The organism is Sagittula sp., assembly GCF_052825245.1.
The window spans coordinates 151,493-171,504 of sequence record NZ_JBRBWD010000025.1 but is presented as its reverse complement, the minus strand read 5'-3'; the positions used below and the strand labels follow the sequence as shown (position 1 = coordinate 171,504).

Below are 20,012 nucleotides of genomic sequence, written 5' to 3'. Positions count from 1 at the left end.
TCCGACCGGGCCATTGAGCAGGCCCGGCGGCCCGACCTCTGCACCACGGCAGGGGCGGGTGCGCAGACCGAGGGTCACGTTTGCGGAGCCCATGAACACGAAAAACCCCCGAGGCTTGTGCCTGCGGGGGTTCTTTCTTGCGTCGATCCCGGCCCGAAGGTCGGGTCGTGCGATCAGCCCTGACGCGCCTTGAACTTGCGCTGGGTCTTGTTGATCACGTAAACGCGGCCCTTGCGGCGCACAACGCGGCAGTCGCGATGGCGATTCTTGAGCGAGCGGAGCGAGTTTGCGACCTTCATCGGTCTCTCCTTCGTCTTTCGCGGCGCGCGAGCGCCATGGGTTGTGCCAGACGCGTGAGCGTCCTGCGTTGCAAGTCCCCGGAACATCTCGGGCGCGGTCCTGTTCAGGACGCGCCCGCAACCCCCCGGGGGGTGAAATCTGGTGGGCGATACTGGGATCGAACCAGTGACCCCTACGATGTCAACGTAGTGCTCTACCGCTGAGCTAACCGCCCGTATGGCCGATCGGTTCCCCTTGGTCCGTGCCCCCTCCGAAAGAAAGGGGCGCGGGAGGTCCGCGCCGGTGGAGGGGTCTATAAATAGGTTCCGGAGCGGGATCAAGGGCTTTTGGAGTCGAAAGTTTTCGGTCTATGATTTGCTGCAAAGGAGCGCCAATGCCCAGCACAGCTTACCATCTTCATCTTCCGAAGACGCTGTCGAGTTGCGTTGTGTTCGCGTCCCCGCATTCGGGGCGCGATTATCCGCCGAGCTTCCTTGCGACGACCCAGCTGGACGAGCGGACGATTCGCTCGTCGGAGGATGCCTGGGTCGACCGGCTGTTCGATTCCGCGCCCGAACTTGGTGCCCCGCTGCTGCGCGCCGGTGCGCCGCGCGCCTACGTCGACCTCAACCGCGCGGTCGACGAACTGGACCCGGCGCTGATCGAGGGGGTGCGCCGTTCGGGGCACAATCCGCGCGTGGCCTCGGGCCTCGGCGTGGTGCCGCGGGTCGTGGCGGGGGGCCGGGCGATCTATCGCGGCAAGCTGTCCCGGCTGGAGGCGGAGCGCCGTCTGCAGCAGATCTGGCGGCCTTATCACGAGAAGCTGGCGTCGCTGCTGGCGCAGTCGCACGCGATCTTTGGCGAGGCGATCCTGATCGACTGCCATTCGATGCCGCGCGAGGCGCTGGACGGCGCGCTGCGTAACGGCGTGCCCCGGCCCGAGATCGTGATCGGCGACCGCTTCGGCGCCTCCTCGGCGGCGGACGTGGTGGAACGGGTGGAGGCGGCCTTCCGCGCGGCCGGATTCGTGGTGGCGCGCAACACGCCCTTTGCCGGGGCCTATTCGACGCAGGCCTACGGGCGGCCGCTGCGGAACCAGCATGCCGTGCAGGTGGAGATCGACCGCTCGCTCTACATGGACGAGAGGAACATCTGCCCGAGCGCGCATTTCGAGGACGTGCGGCGGGTGCTGCGCGGTGTCGTGGCGGAACTGGCCGCGATGGGCGCGCGCGATCAGGGGCAGCTCGCGGCGGAGTGACGGGGGTCTTCCGGTCCGACGCGATTCGCGGGGCGGCTGGTGTGCCGTTCAGCCGAACAGCCGGTCGAGCGCGGCGTCGAGCGGCGCGGGATCGTCGATCTTCAGCCTGACAGGGACGGTCAGCACGTGGCGGCGCATGTCGGCGGGCAGGCGGACGGCGTCCTTTTCGGTGGTGACGAGCTGTGCGTTCATCCGGCGCGCGTCCTGCACGAGACGGGTCAGGATGGCGGCGGTCAGCGGCTGGTGGTCGCCGAGCGCCACGGTGCCCTTCACATCGGCGCCAAGGCCCCTGAGGGTGGCAAAGAACTTCTCCGGATGGCCGATGCCCGCGAAGGCGAAGGCGGCCGTGTCCTGCCAGTCCATGCCGGTCTGCAGCGGCTCCAGCGCGCCGGTCAGGTGGGGGATGTCCACCTGAGCGCCCCATGTGGCGGCAAAGCGCTGCTGCGCGGCGGGCGGGCCGATGGAGAGGAGCAGGTCGGCACGGGCAAGGCCCGCCGCCACGGGTTCGCGCAGGGGGCCTGCGGGCAGGCAGCGGCCATTGCCGAAGCCCATGTGCGCGTCCACCGTCACCAGCGTCAGGTCCTTGCGCAGCGCCGGGTTCTGCAGCCCGTCATCGAGCACGAGAACGTCGGCGCCCGCAGCCTCGGCCGCGCGGGCGCCCGCGGCGCGGTCCTTTGCCACCCATGCCGGGCAGAAGGCGGCGAGGAGGAGCGGTTCGTCCCCGGTCTGGTCTGCGGTGTGGCTGAGCGGATCGACCTGCACCGGGCCGTCGAGCGTGCCGCCGTAGCCGCGCGACAGCACATGCGGTGTCAGGCCGCGCTCCTGCAGGCGCTGGACGAGCGCGATGGAGGCGGGGGTCTTGCCGGTGCCGCCCGCGTTGACGTTGCCGACGCAGATCACCGGGATGCCGGGAGCATGGTCCGGGGCGCGGGCCACGCGGCGCGCGGTGGCGCGGGCGGTGAGCGCGGCCAGCGGGGCCAGCGCGCGGGCCTGCCACGCGGGGGCGTCGGGCGGGGTGAACCAGAAGCGCGGCGCCTGCATCAGACCGCCCCGCGTTCGTCGAGGACCTCGGCCACTTCGGCGATGACCTTGTCGACCAGTTCCGCCCCGGAGGAGATCACGTCCCATCCGGCATGCGCCATCGCCGCCGCCTGGTCGGGGGCGACGAGGTGCAGCACCGCCGTCGCCAGCGAATCTGCGTCGCGGACGATTCGTGCGGCCCCGGCCTCCACCAGCCGGGTGTAGCTGCGCAGGTGACCGCCGACGTTCGGACCGTAAAGGATCGCGGTGCCCAGCGTGGCGGCCTCGTAGGGGTCCTCGCCGCCGACGCCGGTCAGGAGCGAGCCGCCGAGGAAGGCCAGCGGCGCGATGCGATACCACAGGCCAAGCGCCTCCGGCCCTTCGGTGATGATGACCTGGGTGTTCTCGTCCGGGGTGTCGCCCTCGTCCCAGAGGCAGAGCCGGAGCTGCGCCTGGCGGGCGGCGCGGACGATCCGCTCGGCGTCCTGCGCGCAGGCGGGGACGATGACCAGCAGCAGGCGGTGGTTGAGGCGCACGGCCTGCCGGTGGGCGGCGAGGATGTCGTGGGTTTCCGCGCCGCGCAGGCGGGCGGCCAGCCACACCGGGCGCCCCGCCATCAGCCCCGCGACCTCCTCGTGCTGGGTGTCGGCGCAGGGCAGGGGCATCTCCGTGTCCATCAGCGGGCCTGCGGCGTGGATGCGCGCGGCCTCCATCCCCAGCCGCCTGAGGCGCCGGGCGGCGGCCTCGTCGGTGGCGTAGAGCGTGTCGAAGAGCGCCAGCGCCGCCGGGGCCGGATCGGGCAGCCAGCGCGCGGCGGCGGGCGCCACGGGCGGCGTGTCGGCGAGGTCGAGCGCGACGAGATGCGCGCCCTCCTCCGACAGCGCGTGCAGCAGGGCGGGGCGCAGGTTGGACCCGGCCCAGAGCACCACGTCCGGCTTCAGGTGCCGCGCGTAGGCGGTGCAGTCGGGCAGCCGTTCGGCGGGCGCGGGCAGGTGCAACGCCTCGCCGGTGGCGGGCGTGTCGCCGGACAGCACGATCTCGGTGTCCGGGTGGTGGCCGTTCAGGCGGGCGCAGAGGCTGGCCAGCGCGCGCCCGCGTTCCTCGCCCGAGGCCCAGGCCCAGACGACCGGCCCCGGCGGGCGCGGCGGCAGCGGTTGCGGCTTTTCCGCGCCCGGGCCGCGCGTCGTGGCCAGATAGGCCTGGAGCGACAACGCGCGACTGCTCAAGGCGTCAGCCCAGTTCTTCGGTGGAGGAGGCTTCCTTGCCTTCCTCCCTCAGCCGGTGCAGGTGGGCGATGAAATAGCGCATGTGGGCGTTGTCCACGGTGCGCTGTGCCTCTGCCTTCCATGCGTTGAAAGCCTCTTCGTAGTTCGGAAAGATGCCGACGATGTGCAGGTCGTTCACGTCGCGGAACACGGTCTTGGTGGGGTCTTCGAGTTCGCCGCCGAAGACGAGATGGAGCCGTTGCATGCGCTTCTCCTGAAGGATGGGAGCCGGGGTGACGGGCCATGACCGTAGTCATCGCGGGGACGGGGTCAAGCTTGCCACGGGGCGTTTCGGGTGTCGTGCCAAATACTTCGTTACCGGTTGCGGGCCTTTGCCGCCGAACCGGGCGTCCCCGGTGCCGCGTCGCTGAGCCGCGCCATGAGCGCGCCGTGCAGGCCGGGATTGGCCGCCACCAGCCCGTCGACCTGCGGATGCGGCCCGTTGAAGCGCAGCGGCAGGCCGCGGCGGTCGGTGACGGTGGCGCCCGCCTCCGACAGGATCAGCGCGCCGGCGGCGATGTCCCATTCCCAGCTTGGCCGGAAGGTGAACATCGCGTCATAGCGCCCTTCCGCCACCAGCGCCTGCCGGTATGCCAGCGAGGGGCGGTGGTGGCGCTTCACCTGCGGCACGCCGCCCGGCCAGTGGTGCGGGTCGAGGTTGGGCCGTGTGGCCAGCACCTCCGCATCGGCCAGCGCGCCGCGGGGCGAGACGGCGATCGTGTCGCCGTTCAGCCGGGCACCGCCGCCCAGCCGGGCGCTGTAGAGCGCGTCCAGCATCGGCAGGAAGACCACCGCCGCCTGCACGATCCCGTCTTCGACCACCGCCAGCACATGCGCCCACGCGCGCGAGCCTTCGATGTAGGAGCGCGTGCCGTCGATGGGATCGACGATGAAGACGCGCTGCTTTCCAAGCCGGGTGTCGCCGTCGGGCGTTTCCTCCGACAGCCAGCCGTAATCGGGGCGGGCCGGGCGCAGGATCTCCTTCAGGGCCGTGTCCACGGCGAGGTCGGCGCGCGTCACGGGGCCCGCGTCGTCGTCCTTGTAGCGGATATCGAGGTCCTGCCCGATGAAGCCGGTCGCGATCTCGCCCGCCCGGCGCGCGGCATCGGTCAGCAGGCGCAGGTCGGCGTCTGCCTCAGTCTCCGGCAAGGGTGAGCCCCTCGACCAGCAGCGACGGCACCACGCGGGACAGCCACGGGCGGGCGTCGTTCGCGGGGGTGATGGCGCGCAGCATCTCGCGCAGGTTGCCCGCCAGCGTGACGCCGGAGACCGGGTAGGCCAATGCGCCGTTCTCCACCCACCAGCCCGCCGCCCCGCGCGAGTAGTCGCCGGTGTTGGGGTTGATGGTGGAGCCGATCATCGAGGTCACCAGCAGGCCGCTGCCCATCTCGGCCATCAGCTCTTCGCGGGTCTTGTCGCCCTGCGTCAGTTCGAGGTTCCAGACGGTCGGGGAAATCCCGCCCGAGACGGAGCGCGCGGCGTTGGCGGTGCTCTCCATCTCCAGCTTGCGGGCGTTGGCGAGGTCGAGCGTCCAGCCGGTCAGCACGCCGTCGTCGATCAGCTTGCGGGCCTTGGTCGGCAGGCCCTCCGCGTCGAAGGGGCGGGAGGCGGAGGTGCGCGGGCGGTGCGGGTCCTCGATCAGCGACAGGCCTTTTGGCAGGACATCTTCGCCGAGGGCGCCGCGCAGCCATGACGCGCCGCGCGCCACCGATGCGCCGTTCGACGCGGCGACGAGGTGGCCGATCAGCGACGAGGAGATGCGTTCGTCGAAGAGCACGGGGTAGGCGCCGGTCTTCGGACGTTTCGGGTTCAGCCGTTCCAGCGCGCGGGTTGCGGCGGTGTTGCCGATGTCCTCGGCGGACCGCAGGTCGGACTGGAAGATGCGGCTGTCGCCGTCGTAGTCGCGTTCCATGGCCAGCCCGGTGCCCGCCACGGCGACGCAGGACCGCGAGCGCCCGGTGCGGCGGTAGCCGCCGACAAAGCCGTTGGAGGCCGCCAGCGCCACGTTCTGCGCCGAGTAGGTGGCGGAGGCGGAATGCACCATGGTGATGCCCTTATGGGCCAGCGCCGCGGCCTCTGCCCGGCGGGCGTCGTCCTCAAGCTCTGCCGGGGCTGGTTCGGCCGTGGGGTCGGCCAGTTGCAGCGCGTCCATGTCCCAGTCGCGCGCAAGCTGCGAGGGGTCGGCAAGGCCGGCGTAGGGGTCTTCGGGTGTCTCGCGGGCCATGGCGACGGCGCGTTCGGCCATGGCGGTCAGCGCCTCGGCCCGGGTGTCGGAGGTGGAAACGCTGGCGACCCGCTTGCCCACGAAGACCCGCAGCCCGAGGTCGCGCCCCTCGGCCCGTTCCGCCTGTTCCAGCGTCCCGGCGCGCACGTCGATGGACAGCGACGTGCCTTCGATGGCGATGGCGTCGGCGGCATCGGCGCCGGCTTTCTTCGCGGCGTCGAGCAGGGCCTGGGTCAGCTCGGTCGGGGTCTGGGACATCTGCAGCCTTTCGTCGGTCGTTGTCCCGAGGTAGGGCGCCGCGCGTCGGGGTGCAAGCGTTTCGCGGAAGGGCGCGGGGCCGGGCCCTGCCGGTCAGCGCGGATCGCACTCCACGAAGGCGGTGAAGGCGGCGGCCCGCTGGGCCAGGTCCTCGGGCGGGAGCGCCGCGTGCGGTGCGGCGTGGCGCGGAGAGATGCCCTGCGCCGCCAGGAACCGCGCCGCCACCTCGGCCCTCACCGCGAAGTTCACGTTCTGGGGAATGTCGCGGAGCTGGTCGGCGATGGAGAGCGCGTCGAGCTTGGCCACCACGACGCCCACCACCGAGCCATCGGCACCGATCAGCGGCCCGCCGGAGTTGCCGGGCTGAACGGGCGCGGTGATCTGCATCGTGGCACGGTCGCCCGACAGCCCGGTGCTGGCAGAGACCGCGCCGCGCGTCACGTTCATCCCGCCAAGGATGTGCGACAGCGGATACCCCAGCGCGGTCACGTCGGAATTGAGCCGCGCGGGCGCCTCGGAGAAGGTGGCGACCGCGGGGGCCAGGCCGTCCGAGAGAAGAAGCGCAAGGTCACTGTCCGTGGCCTCCGCCAGCAGGCGGGCGGGCAGGCCGTCCACGCGGATCGTGGTGCAGTCGTCGGTGACATGGGCGTTGGTCAGCACGTGCCCCTCTGCCGAGACGTAGAAACCGCTGCCGGTGCTGGCGGCGCGGGGCGGAAGGGGGTGCGGGAGGGTGGCCTCGTTCGGGGTGGGCGCGTCCTGCGGCAGCCGGTCGAGGGTTGCCAGCAGTGGCGCCGCGGCCGTTCGTGTCCGGTCGAGCCGCCCGCCCCGCGTCACCGCAAGCGGCGCCGCCAGTCCCGGCGCGATGCTGGCCGCCACCGCCCCGAGGAGCGCGCGGTCGGACGCCTCTGCCGACAGGACCACCGTGGACCACGCGCCGTCGATGTAGTCGGAACGGACGTGGCGCAGGGTGCCGTCCGCGCCGGTGATCCGGGTCACGGCCAGGCTGGCGTCGCGGGTGCGGATCGCCGTGCCGCCCTCTGCCTGAAGCGCCACGGTGTCGCGGTGCAGGGCCTGCGCCTCGACCCGCGAGAGGGTGGCAAAGCGGTAGCGGAGAGAGGATCCGCCATGGTCCCAGACGGTGAACGCGCCTTCCGGCGGGGCGGGGTCCGCGGTCTTGGCCGGGAAAAGGAGCGACAGCCCCAGCGTGTCGAGGTGCCGCCACGTCCAGCCGTCCCGCGCGATGCGGTCCGTCAGATCCTGCGCCAGCGCGGCCATGTGCAGCGCGGAGGGCGCGGCGCCATATGCGGTGCGGACGAAACCGTGCATCGCCGCCTCCGCACCGGGGGTCCAGTCGGGGGTGACGGGGGCGTCGAAGGTCCCTTCGAAAGCCAGCGCGACCTGAAGGAAGCGCCGGTCCTGGATCGAGAGGTCCTCGGCGGTGAAGGGGGCGGCGAGGTCGACCGTCTCCTGCGCCAAGGCGGGTCGCCACGGGGGCAGGGCCAGCAGGAGGAGCACGAAAAGGGTGCGCAAAGGTCCGGTCATGAAAGATCGCAGCAACGAATGGTCTGTCCGGGCAGCCTGCCACGCGGACCCACGCGCGGCAATCGCTTCCGCCCCGGCGGTGTCCGCTGGCAGCGCAGGCTTCGGCCGGTCAGGGGGCCTTCTGCGTCACCGCCACGATGGGACCCATGCGCCGCCCGAGGTCGTTGCGCCCCAGTTCCGGCGCGTAGAGCCGCGAGACGTTGCCGTCGAGGAACAGCGCGTTGGGCAGCTTCAGACCGTCGCGGAAGAAACGGCCGAACTCGTGGAAGGTCACGAGGCTCTGCGAGATCGCGAAGACCGCGCGCTTGCCGTCCTTCGAGGTGCCGACGCCGTTGCGGATGTAGCGCGAGGTTGAGTCGGGCAGGAAGCGGGGGTGCAGCTCTCCGCCGATCACCAGCATCGGGCCGGACTGTGTCGCGTCGCGGCAGGCGGGTTTCGCGGCAAGGAAATCGCGGGTCTCGTAGACGCGGGCGCGCTTGTCGGTGATGCAGAGCACGCCATTGGGCAGCAGGCCGAAGTTGCCCGGCCCGGGGGAGGAGATGACGCGCATCTCTTCCTTGCCGTCCTCGACGTAGTGGCCGACCGGGGCGCGGTCCTCGTGGTACATGCCGGCGTTCATCGCGAAAGCGAGCGTCTCGCCGTTCTCGGCCAGCATCGCCTCCAGCCGCGAGAACTGGCCGATGGGCTGGCCGTTGGCGTCGGCGCGGAAGAGGCGCAGGTCCTCCTTCGTGGCGTCGACCTCGCAGACGGCGTAGCGGATCGACTCGAACTCGACGTTCTGGCAGGTGACCGCGCCGGCGGGCGCTGCCACCGAGGCGAGCAACGCCGTCAGCGCAAGGCAGACACGGAGCATGGGGTCAGCCCTCCACGTCGCGGCGCACGGTTTCGTCGGAAAACAGGCGCCGGGCCTCGTCGAGATTGTCGAAGGTTTCGTCCAGGCGGAAGCGCAGCTCGGGCGCGAACTTCAGAGTCAGCCCCTTCGAGACGGCGCGGCGCAGCTCGCCCTTGTTGCGGTCGAGGAGCGCGAACATGTCGTCGGCGTTCTGCCCGCCCAGGGGCACGACATAGGCCGTGGCGACCTTGAGATCGGGGGAAACGCGCACTTCGCCGACCGTGATCGAGAGGCGGTTGAGCTCCGGATCGTGAACGTCGCCGCGCATGAGCACATCCGACAGCTGGCGCCGGATGACTTCGCTCACCCGGAGCTGACGTTGGCTTGGCCCGGGGCCGTCTTGGAATCTGTTGCGTGCCATGGGGGGAGAAGTAGAGCGAAGCTGTCGCTTTGCCAAGCGCCGACGACCGCTGTATGGGATCGCAACGGACTTGAGGAGTGTGGACGATGACGGATCAGCCAGGTGTCGTTGTAACGGGCGTTTCCGGACGCATGGGTCAGATGCTCGTGAAGGAGGTCATGGCCTCGGACCGGTTGACCCTTGTCGGCGCACTGGAGCGCGAGGGCCACGACTGGGTCGGGCGCGACCTGGGGCTGGCCATGGGCGCTGCCGAGATGGGCCTGAAGGTGAGCGACGACGCGCTGGAGGCGTTCTCGTGCGCGCAGGCGGTGATCGACTTTACCGCCCCGGCGGCGACCGTGGCGTTTTCCGAACTGGCGGCGCAGGCGCGGGCGGTGCACGTGATCGGCACCACGGGGCTGTCGGATGACGACATCGCCGCCATCGACCGCGCGGCGCACCACGCCGTGGTGGTCCGGGCGGGGAACATGTCGCTGGGCGTGAACCTGCTGACGCGGATGGTGAAGCAGGTGGCTTCGGCGCTGGATGCCGACTGGGACATCGAGGTGATCGAGGCGCACCATCACCACAAGGTCGACGCGCCCTCGGGCACCGCGCTGATGCTGGGCGAGGCCGCGGCAGAGGGGCGGGGCGTGAAGCTGTCGGATGTGTCCGACCGGGGGCGCGACGGGATCACCGGCGCGCGGAAGCGGGGCGATATCGGTTTCCACGCGATCCGCGGCGGCGACATCATCGGCGAGCACGAGGTGCTGTTCGCCACGCCGGGAGAGCGGATCGTACTGAAGCACGTCGCCTCCGACCGGACGCTCTTTGCCCGCGGCGCGCTGAAGGCCGCGCTCTGGGGGCAGGACAAGGGCCCGGGCCATTACGACATGCTGGACGTGCTGGGGCTGGGCTGACGGCGTCCCCGCGCCCTGACCGGAGCGCCGCCCACCCGCCCACCCTCGGCGCCCCGCTCAGGGCGCGGGGACGCCGGGGCGTGGGGTCAGGCAGGGAGTTTATGGCGCATTTGTCCGGTTGGGTGAAGGCCGGGTCGTTCGGGTTTCTTTCACAATTGCGATGTTTGGCGGAAATCCGGCGCTGGTGTTTCGCGCTGGCGGCCGCAGGATACGATGCGTGCCGTTCTTTCGATAATCCGATATTCTCATTGGCGCCCGCAGCCCTTGGATTGCTTCCAGGTTGGCGAGGTGTCTCGAGATGTGGTCCCAAAACCCTACACGATATTTATGGTTTGCGCGGACGATCTGATGTCCCGCCTTAGAGGTTTGCGCCGAGTTTTTGACTGCAACCCATTCTCTGTAACTTGTTGTTTCCCGATGTTGGCACGAAGAGCCTCCCCTGCGAAAGCGCGGTGATGACGCTTTGGACGCGAGGCGACGTCTGTGGCGACTTGCACAATTCAGGTATTGTGGGGATTGGGCCGCGTTTTGGAGGTGGCCGCTGGCGTGAGGCGCGCTTGTACAGCCGTGACGGGTCGCGGCACCGGATTTGCTTCTCTGGATCTGGCGCTGACCGGCCCGCTCGGGCGCGCGTCCTAGAAGTCGATGGCGAGGCCCTTCTTCTCCCAGTCGCCGTAGCGCACGGGTTCCGGGCCGTCGCGGCCGCCGTACTCCTTGGGGAGGGCCTTTGCCTCGGCCTCTGCCTTTGCCCGGCGTTCCGCCGCTTCGGCAAGGGCGCGCTGCGCGGCGGGGGGCAGGTCGCTTTCGGGGGTCTCGGGCATGACGGTCCTCGCTGGGCTTTCCTAGGGCGATGGCTGTTGATATAGGCGCCCGGTGCCGTCCGGGGCAAGCCCGGGCCAGATTCCGGAGACTCCATGGCAGACCCCAGCCCGGCCCGTCTGGCCGCCGTCGACCTGTTGGACATGGTGCTGGTGCAGCACCGCCCGCTGTCGGAGACCGACCGTCTCGACCGGCTTGAGGCGCCCGACCGCGCGGCGGCGCAGCGGCTGGCGACGGAGGTGCTGCGCGCGCTGGAGCGTGCCGACCGGGTGCTGAAGCCGCATCTCAGGAAGGCCCCGGCGGGGCGCGTCATGAATATCCTCAGGCTGGGCGCGACCGAGCTGTGCACCGGCGGGGCCGCGCATGGCGTGGTCAGCGACTGCGTCGAGATCGCCGCGCGCGGCAAGCGGACGCAGGGTGCTAAGGGGCTGGTCAACGCCGTCCTGCGCAAGGTGGCCGAGACAGGCCCGGCGGAATGGGCGAAGCTGCGGGTGCCGCGCCTGCCGAAGTGGCTGCGCGCCCCGCTGGTGGAGGCCTGGGGCCCGCAGGCGGTGGCGGCGATGGAGCGCGCGCATTTCGCGGGCGCGCCGGTCGACCTGACGCTGAAAGGCGACCTGCCGGAGGGCTTGCCGGGCGAGACGCTGCCCACCGGATCGGTGCGCCTGAAGGACGCGGGCCAGGTGAGCGCGCTGCCCGGCTTTGCGGAGGGCGTGTGGTGGGTGCAGGACGCCGCCGCGGCGCTGCCGGTGAAGCTGCTGGGCGACGTGACAGGCCTCGACGTGCTGGATATGTGCGCGGCGCCGGGCGGCAAGACGCTGCAACTGGCCGCCCGGGGCGCGCGGGTGACCGCGCTCGACATATCGGAGGCGCGGCTGGCGCGGGTGCGCGAGAACCTCGACCGCTGCGGGCTGGAGGCCACGCTGGTTGCGGGCGACGCGCTGGAGCATCGCGGGCAATACGATGCCATCCTGCTGGACGCGCCCTGTTCGGCGACCGGCACGATCCGCCGCCATCCCGACCTGCCGCATGTGCACATGGGCGAGAAGATCTCGGAACTGATCGGGCTGCAGGGCTGGATGCTGGATCATGCGCTGTCGCTGCTGAAACCGGGCGGGCGGCTGGTCTATGCCACCTGTTCGCTGCTCCCCGACGAGGGCGAGTGCCAGATCGAGGAGGCGCTGGAGCGTCATCCCGGCCTGCGCGTCGTCCCGGCCGAGGCGCCCTGGATCGAACCCGCCTGGCAGAGCGAGGAGGGCGGGCTGCGGCTCAGGCCCGATTTCTGGGCGGAGCGCGGCGGCATGGACGGTTTCTACATGGCCTGCGTGACCAAGGACTGATCCGCGGCCTTACCGGTGGCGTTCGTTAATGACTTTGTCGAATGCGGAAGCTATGATCCCGCGCAAGCGCCCGCAAAGGGCCGTTCCCGTCAAGGGTCCCCGGAAGGGCAACGAGGCAAGGCAGCGATGACGACGCAGCGCAACTGGCGGACCGCGCCGGAGCGGGTCATGAACCGTGTGCACGCACGGCTGGCCGCACGTGCGCGTGCGGCGGACGGATTCGTCAGCCAGCCGGAACCGCGCACCGTGGGTTTCTTTGCCAAGGGGCGGCAGATGTGCGCGGGCAACCTGATGTTCGCCGGCCATTTCGTCGAGGCGCCGGGCGCCATGCTCTGGGACATCCCCGCGCCGGACGCCACGTTCACCGAGGAAATCAACGGTTTTGCCTGGCTCGACGATCTTGCGGCGGTGGGCGACATCAAGGCGCGCAAGCTGGCGCAGGAGTGGCTCTGGGGCTGGATCGCGCGGTACGGGCGCGGCACCGGGCCGGGCTGGACGCCGGAACTGACCGGGCGGCGGCTGATCCGCTGGATACATCACGCGCTGTTCGTGCTGCGCGGCCTTCCGTCGGAGAAGAGCGAGGCGTTCTATGCCGCCCTGGGTGCGCAGGCGACGTTTCTGGCGCGGCGCGGTGCCTCGGCCCCGCCGGGGCTGGCGCGGTTCGAGGCGATGACCGGGCTGCTTTACGCGGCGCTGTCGCTGGAGGGGATGGAGGCGCATGTCGATCCGGCGCGCGAGGCGCTTGGCGCGGAGTGCCGGCGGCAGGTGTCGGCGCAGGGCGGCATCCCGACGCGCAACCCGGAGGAACTGCTTGAGGTCTTCACCCTGCTGACATGGGCGCAGGCGGCGCTGGAGGAGGCGGACCTCGTCCCCCACAAGGACCACCTTGAGGCCATCGCGCGGATCGCGCCCACATTGCGCACATTGCGCCATGCGGACGGCGGGCTGGCGCGATTCCATGGCGGCGGGCGCGGTCTGGACGGGCGGCTGGACATGGCGCTGGCGGCCTCCGGATCGAAGAAGCGGCAGGCGGACGGGCTGGCGATGGGGTTCGCGCGGCTTTCGGCCGGGCGCACGAGCATCGTCATCGATGCCGCCGTGCCGCCGGTCGGGGCGGCCTCGGGCAACGCCCATGCTTCCACCCTCGCGTTCGAGCTGACTTCGGGCCGACGGCCGCTGATCGTCAACTGCGGCTCGGGCGGCGGGTTCGGCGAGGACTGGCGCCGCGCGGGGCGGGCCACGCTGTCGCATTCGGTGCTGTGCCTGCAGGGCTACAGCTCGGCCCGGCTGGCGGCGCCGCGCTGGGTCGGACAGGCGCGGCGGGAACTGCTTGAGGACGCACCGAAGCACGTGCCGATCCAGATGACCCACCTTGCCGAATCGCTGCGCTTCGAAGGTGGGCACGACGGCTATGTCGCCGTGCAGGGGCTGACCCATGCCCGGTCGCTGGAGCTGTCGCTGGACGGGCGGAGCCTGAGGGGCGAGGACTACCTCGTCGCGCTCGACGGTCCGGCGAAGAAGCGGTTCGACAAGGCGATGGACGCGGTGAAGCTGGGGGGGCTGCCCTACGAGATTCGCTTTCACCTGCATCCGGAGGTCGATGTGACCGTCGACATGGGCGGCAACGCGGTGTCGATGGCGCTCCGGTCGGGTGAAATCTGGGTGCTGCGCTTCGACGGCGGCGTGGATTTGACCCTCGAACCCTCGGTGTATCTCGAAAAGGGGCGATTGCGGCCACGTGCGACGAAGCAGGTGGTTCTATCCGGGCGGGCGATGCAGTATGCGACGCGCGTCCGGTGGTCATTGGCCAAGGCGCAGGAGACCGCGCTGGCCGTGCGCGATCTTGCGCAGGATCCGACGGACGTCTGAGTCTGACCCTTGGAGTGCCCCACATGACCGACCTCGCACCCGTGCGCCGCGCGCTGATTTCCGTTTCCGACAAGACCGGCCTGATCGAGCTGGCCCGCGCGCTGGCCGACCTGAAGATCGAGCTGCTGTCCACGGGCGGGTCCGCCAAGGCGATCCGCGACGCGGGCATCGAGGTGCGCGACGTGTCCGACCTGACCAACTTCCCCGAGATGATGGACGGCCGGGTGAAGACGCTGCATCCCAAGGTGCACGGCGGCCTTCTGGCGCTGCGGGACAACGGGATGCACGTGGCGTCCATGGCCGAGCACGGCATCGTGCCGATCGACCTGCTGGTGGTGAACCTCTACCCGTTCGAGGCGGCGCTGGCGCGCGGTGCGGACTATGACGAGATGATCGAGAACATCGACATCGGCGGCCCGGCGATGATCCGCGCGGCGGCGAAGAACCATGCCTTCGTGACCACGGTGGTCGACGTGGAGGATTACGGCGCGCTCCTGGAAGAGATCAAGGCGAACGGCGGGGAAGAGGCGCAGACCACGCTCGGGTTCCGCAAGAAGATGGCGCAGATCGCCTATGCCCGCACCGGCGCCTATGATGCCGCCGTGTCGACATGGATGGCGGGCGCCATCGGCGAGACGACTCCGCGCCGCCGTGTGTTCGCGGGCGAACTGAAGCAGACCATGCGCTATGGCGAGAACCCCCACCAGAAGGCGGCGTTCTACGTGGACGGCACCAACCGCCCCGGCGTTGCGGTGGCCGAGCAGCTTCAGGGCAAGGAGCTGAGCTACAACAACATCAACGACACCGACGCGGCCTTCGAGCTGGTCAGTGAATTCCTGCCCGGCGACGGCCCGGCCTGTGCGATCATCAAGCACGCCAACCCCTGCGGCGTGGCGAAGGGCGCGACCCTGCTTGAGGCCTACCGGAAGGCGTTCGACTGTGACCGGACCTCTGCCTTCGGCGGGATCGTGGCGCTGAACGGGACGCTGGACGCTGCCACGGCCGAGGCGATTTCCGAGATCTTCACCGAGGTGGTGATCGCGCCGGCCATCGACCAGAAGGCAAGGGACATCTTCGCGAAGAAGAAGAACCTGCGCCTGATCCTGGCGCCGGGCCTTGCCGACACGTCTGAGCATCGCGTGTCCTATCGGCAGGTGTCCGGCGGGATACTGGTGCAGGACATCGACAACGGCGTGCTGACGGTGGACGACCTGAAGGTGGTGACGAAGATCGCGCCGACCGACGCGCAGATGGAGGACCTGCTGTTCGCGTGGAAGGTCGCCAAGCACGTGAAGTCCAACGCCATCGTCTACGTCAAGGACAAGGCCACGGTGGGTGTCGGCGCGGGCCAGATGAGCCGCGTGGATTCCGCCCTGATCGCCGCCAAGAAGGCTGAGCGGATGGCCGAGGCGCTTGGCCTGCCGGAGCCGCTGACCCGCGGGTCCGCCGTGGCGTCGGACGCGTTCTTCCCCTTCCCGGACGGGCTGATGGAAGCGGCGGCGGCGGGTGCCACCTGCGTGATCCAGCCGGGCGGCTCGATGCGCGACGACGAGGTGATCGCCGCAGCCGACGAAGCTGGCTTGGCGATGGTCTTTACCGGGATGCGGCACTTCCGCCACTGATCCGGGCGATAGCGGCCTGCCGTTTCACGCAGCCTTGGGTTGTGCGCGCTTTCGGGCGCGCGTAGCCTCTCGGCAGGTGGGGCAGGGCCTCCGGATCGGGCGGCCGCGTCGTCATCCGGCGCGCCGCCTCTGGCAGATTGCGAAGAGTTGATTGAAAACGGACCTATCCCGCCCGGTCGAGAACGGTTAACAGGGCCGGGTTGAAAATGAACGAGACGGCAGTGGCAGGCAGGCAGAACGCAGTACGGCAAGGGACCCTCCGGTTGGTCTGGTGGGTGGCTTTCTGGGTCTTCGTGATCGACCAGATCTCGAAGATCTGGGTGGTGCATGTGCTCGACCTCGCCACGCGGCTGAAGATCGAGGTCTGGCCGCCGTTCCTGAATTTCCACATGGCCTGGAACTACGGCATCAACTTCGGCCTTCTGGCCGGAGAGGCGCCCGCGACACGGTGGATCCTGATCTCCGTGGCGCTTGGCATCGTGCTGTTCGTGCTGGTCTGGATGCGCCGCGACCCGCCGGGCAGGCTTGGCCTGATCTCTGCCGGGATGCTGATCGGCGGCGCGCTGGGGAATGTCGTCGACCGCGTGCTCTATGGTGCGGTGGCGGATTTCCTCAACATGTCCTGCTGCGGCTTCTCCAACCCCTTCGCCTTCAACGTCGCCGATATCGCGATCTTTGCCGGGGCTTTCGGGCTTGTGATCTTCCCGTCGGCGAAAAACACCTGATCTTCGGGGTTTGATGCCGGGATGGGCGTGACGGCGCCGTCCTGATGGGTTAGAAGCGGTCAGACCATGGGTGAACGGAGGGTGTGATGCGGCTTGCGCATCTGGCGATCATTGTGATGACGGGCGCGCTGGCGCTGTCGGCCTGTTCGCGCAGCGGCGAACCGAAGCCGTTGCACGACCTGCGTTCCAACAGCGGTGAGCCGGAAGAGTTCGCCATCGTTCCCAACAAGCCGCTGACCATGCCGCAGACCTTCGCGGAACTGCCGCAGCCCACGCCGGGCAGCGCCAACCGCACCGACCAGACGCCGAAGGCCGACGCCGTGGCGGCGCTTGGCGGCAATCCGGCGGCGCTGCAGCCGGGCGCGGCCGGTTCCATCGGCGCGGGCGACGCTGCCCTCGTGCAGCAGGCCAGCCGTTACGGTCGCGACAGCACCATACGCCAGACGCTGGCGGCAGAGGATCAGCAGTACCGCAAGAACAAGGGCCGCTTCTCGTGGTCCATCGTGCCGCGCGACGATTACGAACGCGCGTACCGCGGTCAGAAGCTGGATTCCTATTCCTGGCTGCGCCGCTATCGTCAGGCGGGCGCGCGTACGCCGTCGGCACCGCCGGCCCCCTGATCTGCATCTGAAATCGGGTGAACTTTGCTCCCGCAGTCCCGTGGCTGCGGGGCTTTTGCTGTGAATGCACGGCAAACCGCAGACATCGACCGGCCTGCGCTTCACGTCCCCGTCACCACTGCGCGAGGGACACCAGAGTTAACTTGAAGTTAATGGCCGCCTGCGTACCTATTGTGTCAACCTTTCCCTAAGAGAGATGAAAACGAGATGCGCCAACTTCCCATGGTCCTGTCCCTGCTCGCGGCGCCTCTGGCGGCGCAGGTCGCGCAGGCCGAAGTGCCGGTCACCACATACACGCTCGACAACCGAATGGATGTCGTGGTGATCGAGGATCACCGCGCCCCGGTGGTCGAACACATGGTGTGGTACAAGGCCGGTGCCGCCGACGAGGAGCGCGGCGTATCGGGCGTGGCGCATTTCCTCGAACACCTGCTGTTCAAGGGTACCGAGAAGCTTGAGCCGGGCGAGTTTTCGAAGGTCGTGGCAGCGAACGGCGGATCCGACAACGCCTTCACCAGCGCCGACCAGACCGCCTATCACCAGCGCGTCGCGGCCGACCGGCTTGAGATGATGATGCGCATGGAAAGCGACCGGATGGTGAACCTGCAGCTTTCCGAGCAGGACATCCTGACGGAGCGCGAGGTGATCATCGAGGAGCGCAACATGCGGGTGGAAAACGACCCCGGCGCGCTTTTCCGCGAGCAGTCGCAGGCCGCGCTTTACCTCAACCATCCGTATGGCACGCCGATCATCGGCTGGCGGCACGAGATGGAGAGCCTCGACCTTGACGACGCGCTGAGCTTCTACCACAAGTACTATGCACCGAATAACGCGATCCTGATCGTCGCTGGCGACGTGGAGCCCGAAGAGGTGCTGCGTCTGGCGAAGGAATATTACGAGCCTCTGGCGCCCAATCCGGAGCTTGGGGAGCGCGATCGCGCGTCGGAGCCGCGGCAGCTGGCCGAACGGCGCATGACCTACCGCGACCCGCGCGTCTCGACGCCCTACGTGACCCGCACCTACCTTGCCCCGGAACGCGATCCGGGCGACCAGGAAAAGGCCGCGGCGCTGGAGATCCTGTCGCAGATCCTGGGCGGCGGGCAGACCTCGGTCCTGAACCAGCGGCTGCAGTTCGACCTGAAGAAGGCGGTCTATACCAGCGCCTACTACGGCGGCGTGTCGCTGGACGACACCACCTTCGGTCTGGTCGTGGTGCCCGCGCCGGGCGTGAGCCTCGAAGACGCGGAGAAGGAGATGGACGCGACCATTCAGGCCTTCATCGAGAACGGCGTGGACGAAAAGCAGCTCGAGCGGATCAAGTTCCAGATGAAGGCCGCGCGGATCTACGAACAGGATGACGTGAGCCGCCTGGCCCGCCGCTACGGCGACGCGCTGACCTCCGGCCTGACCATCGAGGACGTGCAGGCCTGGCCAGACGTGCTGCAGGCAGTGACCGGCGAAGACGTGATCGCCGCCGCCAAGGAGGTGTTCGATCCGCAGAAATCCGTCACGGGCTATCTGATGCCCGCCGAGGAGGTGACCCAATGAAGCGTTTCATCCTGGCCTTCGGGCTGATCTTCGGCGCCACGGTGGCGCATGCGGAAATCGACATCCAGGAGGTGGAGAGCCCCGGCGGCCTGAAGGCCTGGCTGGTGGAGGAACCCTCCATCCCCTTCGTGGCGCTGGAACTGCGCTTCAGGGGCGGCACCTCGCTGGACGTGGAGGGCAAGCGCGGCGCGACCAACCTGATGGTCGGCCTGCTCGAGGAAGGCTCTGCCGACATGGATGCCAAGGCCTTTGCCGAGGCGAAGGAAGACCTGGCCGCGCAGATCGGGTACGACGCGGGCGACGACGCGGTGAGCATTTCCTTCAAGTTCCTGACGGAGACGCAGGACGCGGCGGTCGACCTGCTGCGCGCCTCGCTGGTGGAGCCGACCTTCGACGAGGTGAGCGTGGAGCGGGTGCGCCAGCAGGTGCTGTCCTCGCTGCGCTCCGACGCGACGGACCCGGACGAGATCGTCACCCGCGCCTGGGACAGCATGGTGTTCGGCGACCATCCCTATGGCTCCGACTACTCCGGCACGATCGAGAGCGTGACCGCGCTGACCCGTGACGACGTGGTGGAGGCGTGGAAGAACGCGCTGGCGCAGGACCGTGTCTATATCGCGGCGGCGGGCGACATCTCGGCCGAGGAACTTGGCCTGCTGATGGACCGGCTGCTGGGCGACCTGCCGGAGACCGGCGCGCCGATGCCCGAGGACGTGACGGTCGAGACGGAGGCGGGCGTGACCGTGGTGCCCTTCGACACGCCGCAGTCGGTGGCGGTCTTCGGTCATCGCGGCTTGAAGCGGGCCGATCCGGACTTCTTCGCGGCCTACATGCTGAACACGATCTTCGGCGGCGGCGGTTTCGAGGCGCGGCTGATGGAGGAGGTGCGCGAGAAGCGCGGCCTGACCTACGGGGTCTATTCCTACCTGCTGCCCAAGGACCACGCCGAACTGGTGATCGGGCGCGTGGCCTCGGCCAACAACCGCATCGCCGAGGCGATCTCGGTCATCCGGGACGAATGGGCGAAGGTGGCCGCGGAGGGCGTGACCGAGGAAGAGCTGGAGCAGGCGAAGACATACCTGACCGGCGCCTACCCGCTGCGCTTCGACGGCAACGCGCCCATCGCGCAGATCCTCGTCGGCATGCAGATGGACGACCTCGGCATCGACTACGTCACGACGCGCAACGCCAAGATCGAGGCGATCACGCTCGACGACATGAAGCGCGTGGCGGCCGAGCTGATGAAGCCGGAGGAGCTGCACTTCGTCGTGGTGGGCCAACCCGAGGGGCTGGAGGACGCGACCGTCGGTCAGTGAGGGGCATCGCCTGCGCGTGCAGTGCAGGTAGTCCGCCGGGGGTTCAGCCCTCCGGAAACCCCCTCAGGTCTTTGGGCCAGGACGCAGGAACGGGCCGGGGCATTGTCCCGGCCTTTTCTTTTGTCTGCCGTTTGGAAGGGGCGCGTGGCCATGCAGGG

The 20,012-nt window shown here is 69.4% G+C and carries 19 protein-coding genes and 1 tRNA gene; 9 read left to right on the top strand and 11 right to left on the bottom strand.

Going from position 1 to position 20,012, the window contains the following annotated elements:
- Nucleotides 1–173: 173 nt before the first annotated feature.
- Nucleotides 174–299, bottom strand: coding sequence for a type B 50S ribosomal protein L36 (gene ykgO / locus ACU0DV_RS09090; protein WP_005859170.1), 126 nt, complete (start codon nucleotides 297–299; stop codon nucleotides 174–176).
- Between the two features lie 140 nt (nucleotides 300–439).
- A tRNA-Val gene (locus tag ACU0DV_RS09085) sits at nucleotides 440–514 on the bottom strand.
- 159 nt (nucleotides 515–673) lie between these two features.
- Here ACU0DV_RS09085 and ACU0DV_RS09080 point away from each other — a divergent pair.
- A complete protein-coding gene (locus tag ACU0DV_RS09080; RefSeq protein WP_446241390.1) occupies nucleotides 674–1,537 on the top strand; it encodes an N-formylglutamate amidohydrolase in 864 nt (287 codons plus the stop codon).
- Between the two features lie 48 nt (nucleotides 1,538–1,585).
- Here ACU0DV_RS09080 and lpxK read toward each other — a convergent pair whose 3' ends face one another.
- The 8 genes from lpxK to rbfA all read right to left on the bottom strand — a co-directional run bounded on the left by lpxK (nucleotide 1,586) and on the right by rbfA (nucleotide 9,099).
- Complete coding sequence (gene lpxK / locus ACU0DV_RS09075; RefSeq protein WP_446241389.1) at nucleotides 1,586–2,578, bottom strand: tetraacyldisaccharide 4'-kinase; 993 nt, start codon at nucleotides 2,576–2,578, stop codon at nucleotides 1,586–1,588.
- Nucleotides 2,578–3,783, bottom strand: a complete 1,206-nt coding sequence (locus ACU0DV_RS09070) for a 3-deoxy-D-manno-octulosonic acid transferase (protein WP_446241388.1) — start codon at nucleotides 3,781–3,783, stop codon at nucleotides 2,578–2,580. The genes lpxK and ACU0DV_RS09070 overlap by 1 nt, the downstream gene beginning before the upstream one ends.
- Before the next feature lie 4 nt (nucleotides 3,784–3,787).
- The gene (locus ACU0DV_RS09065; RefSeq protein ID WP_100927757.1) at nucleotides 3,788–4,027 is read right to left on the bottom strand and encodes a DUF4170 domain-containing protein; all 240 of its coding nucleotides are present in this window, start codon (nucleotides 4,025–4,027) and stop codon (nucleotides 3,788–3,790) included.
- A gap of 110 nt (nucleotides 4,028–4,137) precedes the next feature.
- Nucleotides 4,138–4,971, bottom strand: a complete 834-nt coding sequence (locus ACU0DV_RS09060) for an inositol monophosphatase family protein (RefSeq protein WP_370311162.1) — start codon at nucleotides 4,969–4,971, stop codon at nucleotides 4,138–4,140.
- On the bottom strand, nucleotides 4,958–6,304 hold the full coding sequence (locus ACU0DV_RS09055; RefSeq protein WP_446241387.1) for a TldD/PmbA family protein: 1,347 nt from the start codon (nucleotides 6,302–6,304) through the stop codon (nucleotides 4,958–4,960). The genes ACU0DV_RS09060 and ACU0DV_RS09055 overlap by 14 nt, the downstream gene beginning before the upstream one ends.
- Before the next feature lie 93 nt (nucleotides 6,305–6,397).
- Nucleotides 6,398–7,846: a S1C family serine protease gene (locus tag ACU0DV_RS09050; protein WP_446241386.1), complete on the bottom strand. Its 1,449-nt coding sequence runs from the start codon at nucleotides 7,844–7,846 to the stop codon at nucleotides 6,398–6,400.
- 109 nt (nucleotides 7,847–7,955) lie between these two features.
- Nucleotides 7,956–8,699 (bottom strand): phosphodiester glycosidase family protein, encoded by a 744-nt coding sequence (locus ACU0DV_RS09045; RefSeq protein WP_283982416.1) that lies wholly within the window; start codon nucleotides 8,697–8,699, stop codon nucleotides 7,956–7,958.
- Between the two features lie 4 nt (nucleotides 8,700–8,703).
- Nucleotides 8,704–9,099 carry a 30S ribosome-binding factor RbfA gene (rbfA, locus tag ACU0DV_RS09040; protein WP_100927752.1) on the bottom strand — a complete coding sequence of 132 codons (396 nt, stop codon included), beginning with the start codon at nucleotides 9,097–9,099 and terminating at the stop codon, nucleotides 8,704–8,706.
- Nucleotides 9,100–9,185: 86 nt separating this feature from the next.
- Here rbfA and dapB point away from each other — a divergent pair, with 86 nt between their 5' ends.
- Nucleotides 9,186–9,998 (top strand): 4-hydroxy-tetrahydrodipicolinate reductase, encoded by an 813-nt coding sequence (gene dapB / locus ACU0DV_RS09035; protein ID WP_446241385.1) that lies wholly within the window; start codon nucleotides 9,186–9,188, stop codon nucleotides 9,996–9,998.
- 635 nt (nucleotides 9,999–10,633) lie between these two features.
- Here dapB and ACU0DV_RS09030 read toward each other — a convergent pair.
- Nucleotides 10,634–10,819: a DUF1674 domain-containing protein gene (locus tag ACU0DV_RS09030; protein ID WP_100927750.1), complete on the bottom strand. Its 186-nt coding sequence runs from the start codon at nucleotides 10,817–10,819 to the stop codon at nucleotides 10,634–10,636.
- A gap of 93 nt (nucleotides 10,820–10,912) precedes the next feature.
- On the opposite strand from ACU0DV_RS09030, the gene ACU0DV_RS09025 reads away from it, so the two are divergent.
- The 7 genes from ACU0DV_RS09025 to ACU0DV_RS08995 all read left to right on the top strand — a co-directional run bounded on the left by ACU0DV_RS09025 (nucleotide 10,913) and on the right by ACU0DV_RS08995 (nucleotide 19,854).
- Nucleotides 10,913–12,154: an RsmB/NOP family class I SAM-dependent RNA methyltransferase gene (locus ACU0DV_RS09025; RefSeq protein ID WP_446273539.1), complete on the top strand. Its 1,242-nt coding sequence runs from the start codon at nucleotides 10,913–10,915 to the stop codon at nucleotides 12,152–12,154.
- Between the two features lie 126 nt (nucleotides 12,155–12,280).
- Nucleotides 12,281–14,023, top strand: coding sequence for a heparinase II/III family protein (locus ACU0DV_RS09020; protein WP_100927748.1), 1,743 nt, complete (start codon nucleotides 12,281–12,283; stop codon nucleotides 14,021–14,023).
- Nucleotides 14,024–14,046: 23 nt separating this feature from the next.
- Nucleotides 14,047–15,645 (top strand): bifunctional phosphoribosylaminoimidazolecarboxamide formyltransferase/IMP cyclohydrolase, encoded by a 1,599-nt coding sequence (gene purH, locus ACU0DV_RS09015; protein ID WP_446241383.1) that lies wholly within the window; start codon nucleotides 14,047–14,049, stop codon nucleotides 15,643–15,645.
- 206 nt (nucleotides 15,646–15,851) lie between these two features.
- Entirely contained in the window at nucleotides 15,852–16,370 is a 519-nt protein-coding gene (gene lspA, locus ACU0DV_RS09010) for a signal peptidase II (protein WP_446241382.1), read from the top strand.
- A gap of 86 nt (nucleotides 16,371–16,456) precedes the next feature.
- On the top strand, nucleotides 16,457–16,990 hold the full coding sequence (locus ACU0DV_RS09005) for a DUF3035 domain-containing protein (RefSeq protein WP_370311168.1): 534 nt from the start codon (nucleotides 16,457–16,459) through the stop codon (nucleotides 16,988–16,990).
- A gap of 207 nt (nucleotides 16,991–17,197) precedes the next feature.
- Complete coding sequence (locus ACU0DV_RS09000; RefSeq protein ID WP_446241381.1) at nucleotides 17,198–18,538, top strand: M16 family metallopeptidase; 1,341 nt, start codon at nucleotides 17,198–17,200, stop codon at nucleotides 18,536–18,538.
- Nucleotides 18,535–19,854, top strand: coding sequence for a M16 family metallopeptidase (locus ACU0DV_RS08995; protein WP_446241380.1), 1,320 nt, complete (start codon nucleotides 18,535–18,537; stop codon nucleotides 19,852–19,854). Before ACU0DV_RS09000 ends, ACU0DV_RS08995 begins: the two co-directional genes overlap by 4 nt.
- Nucleotides 19,855–20,012: the final 158 nt, after the last annotated feature.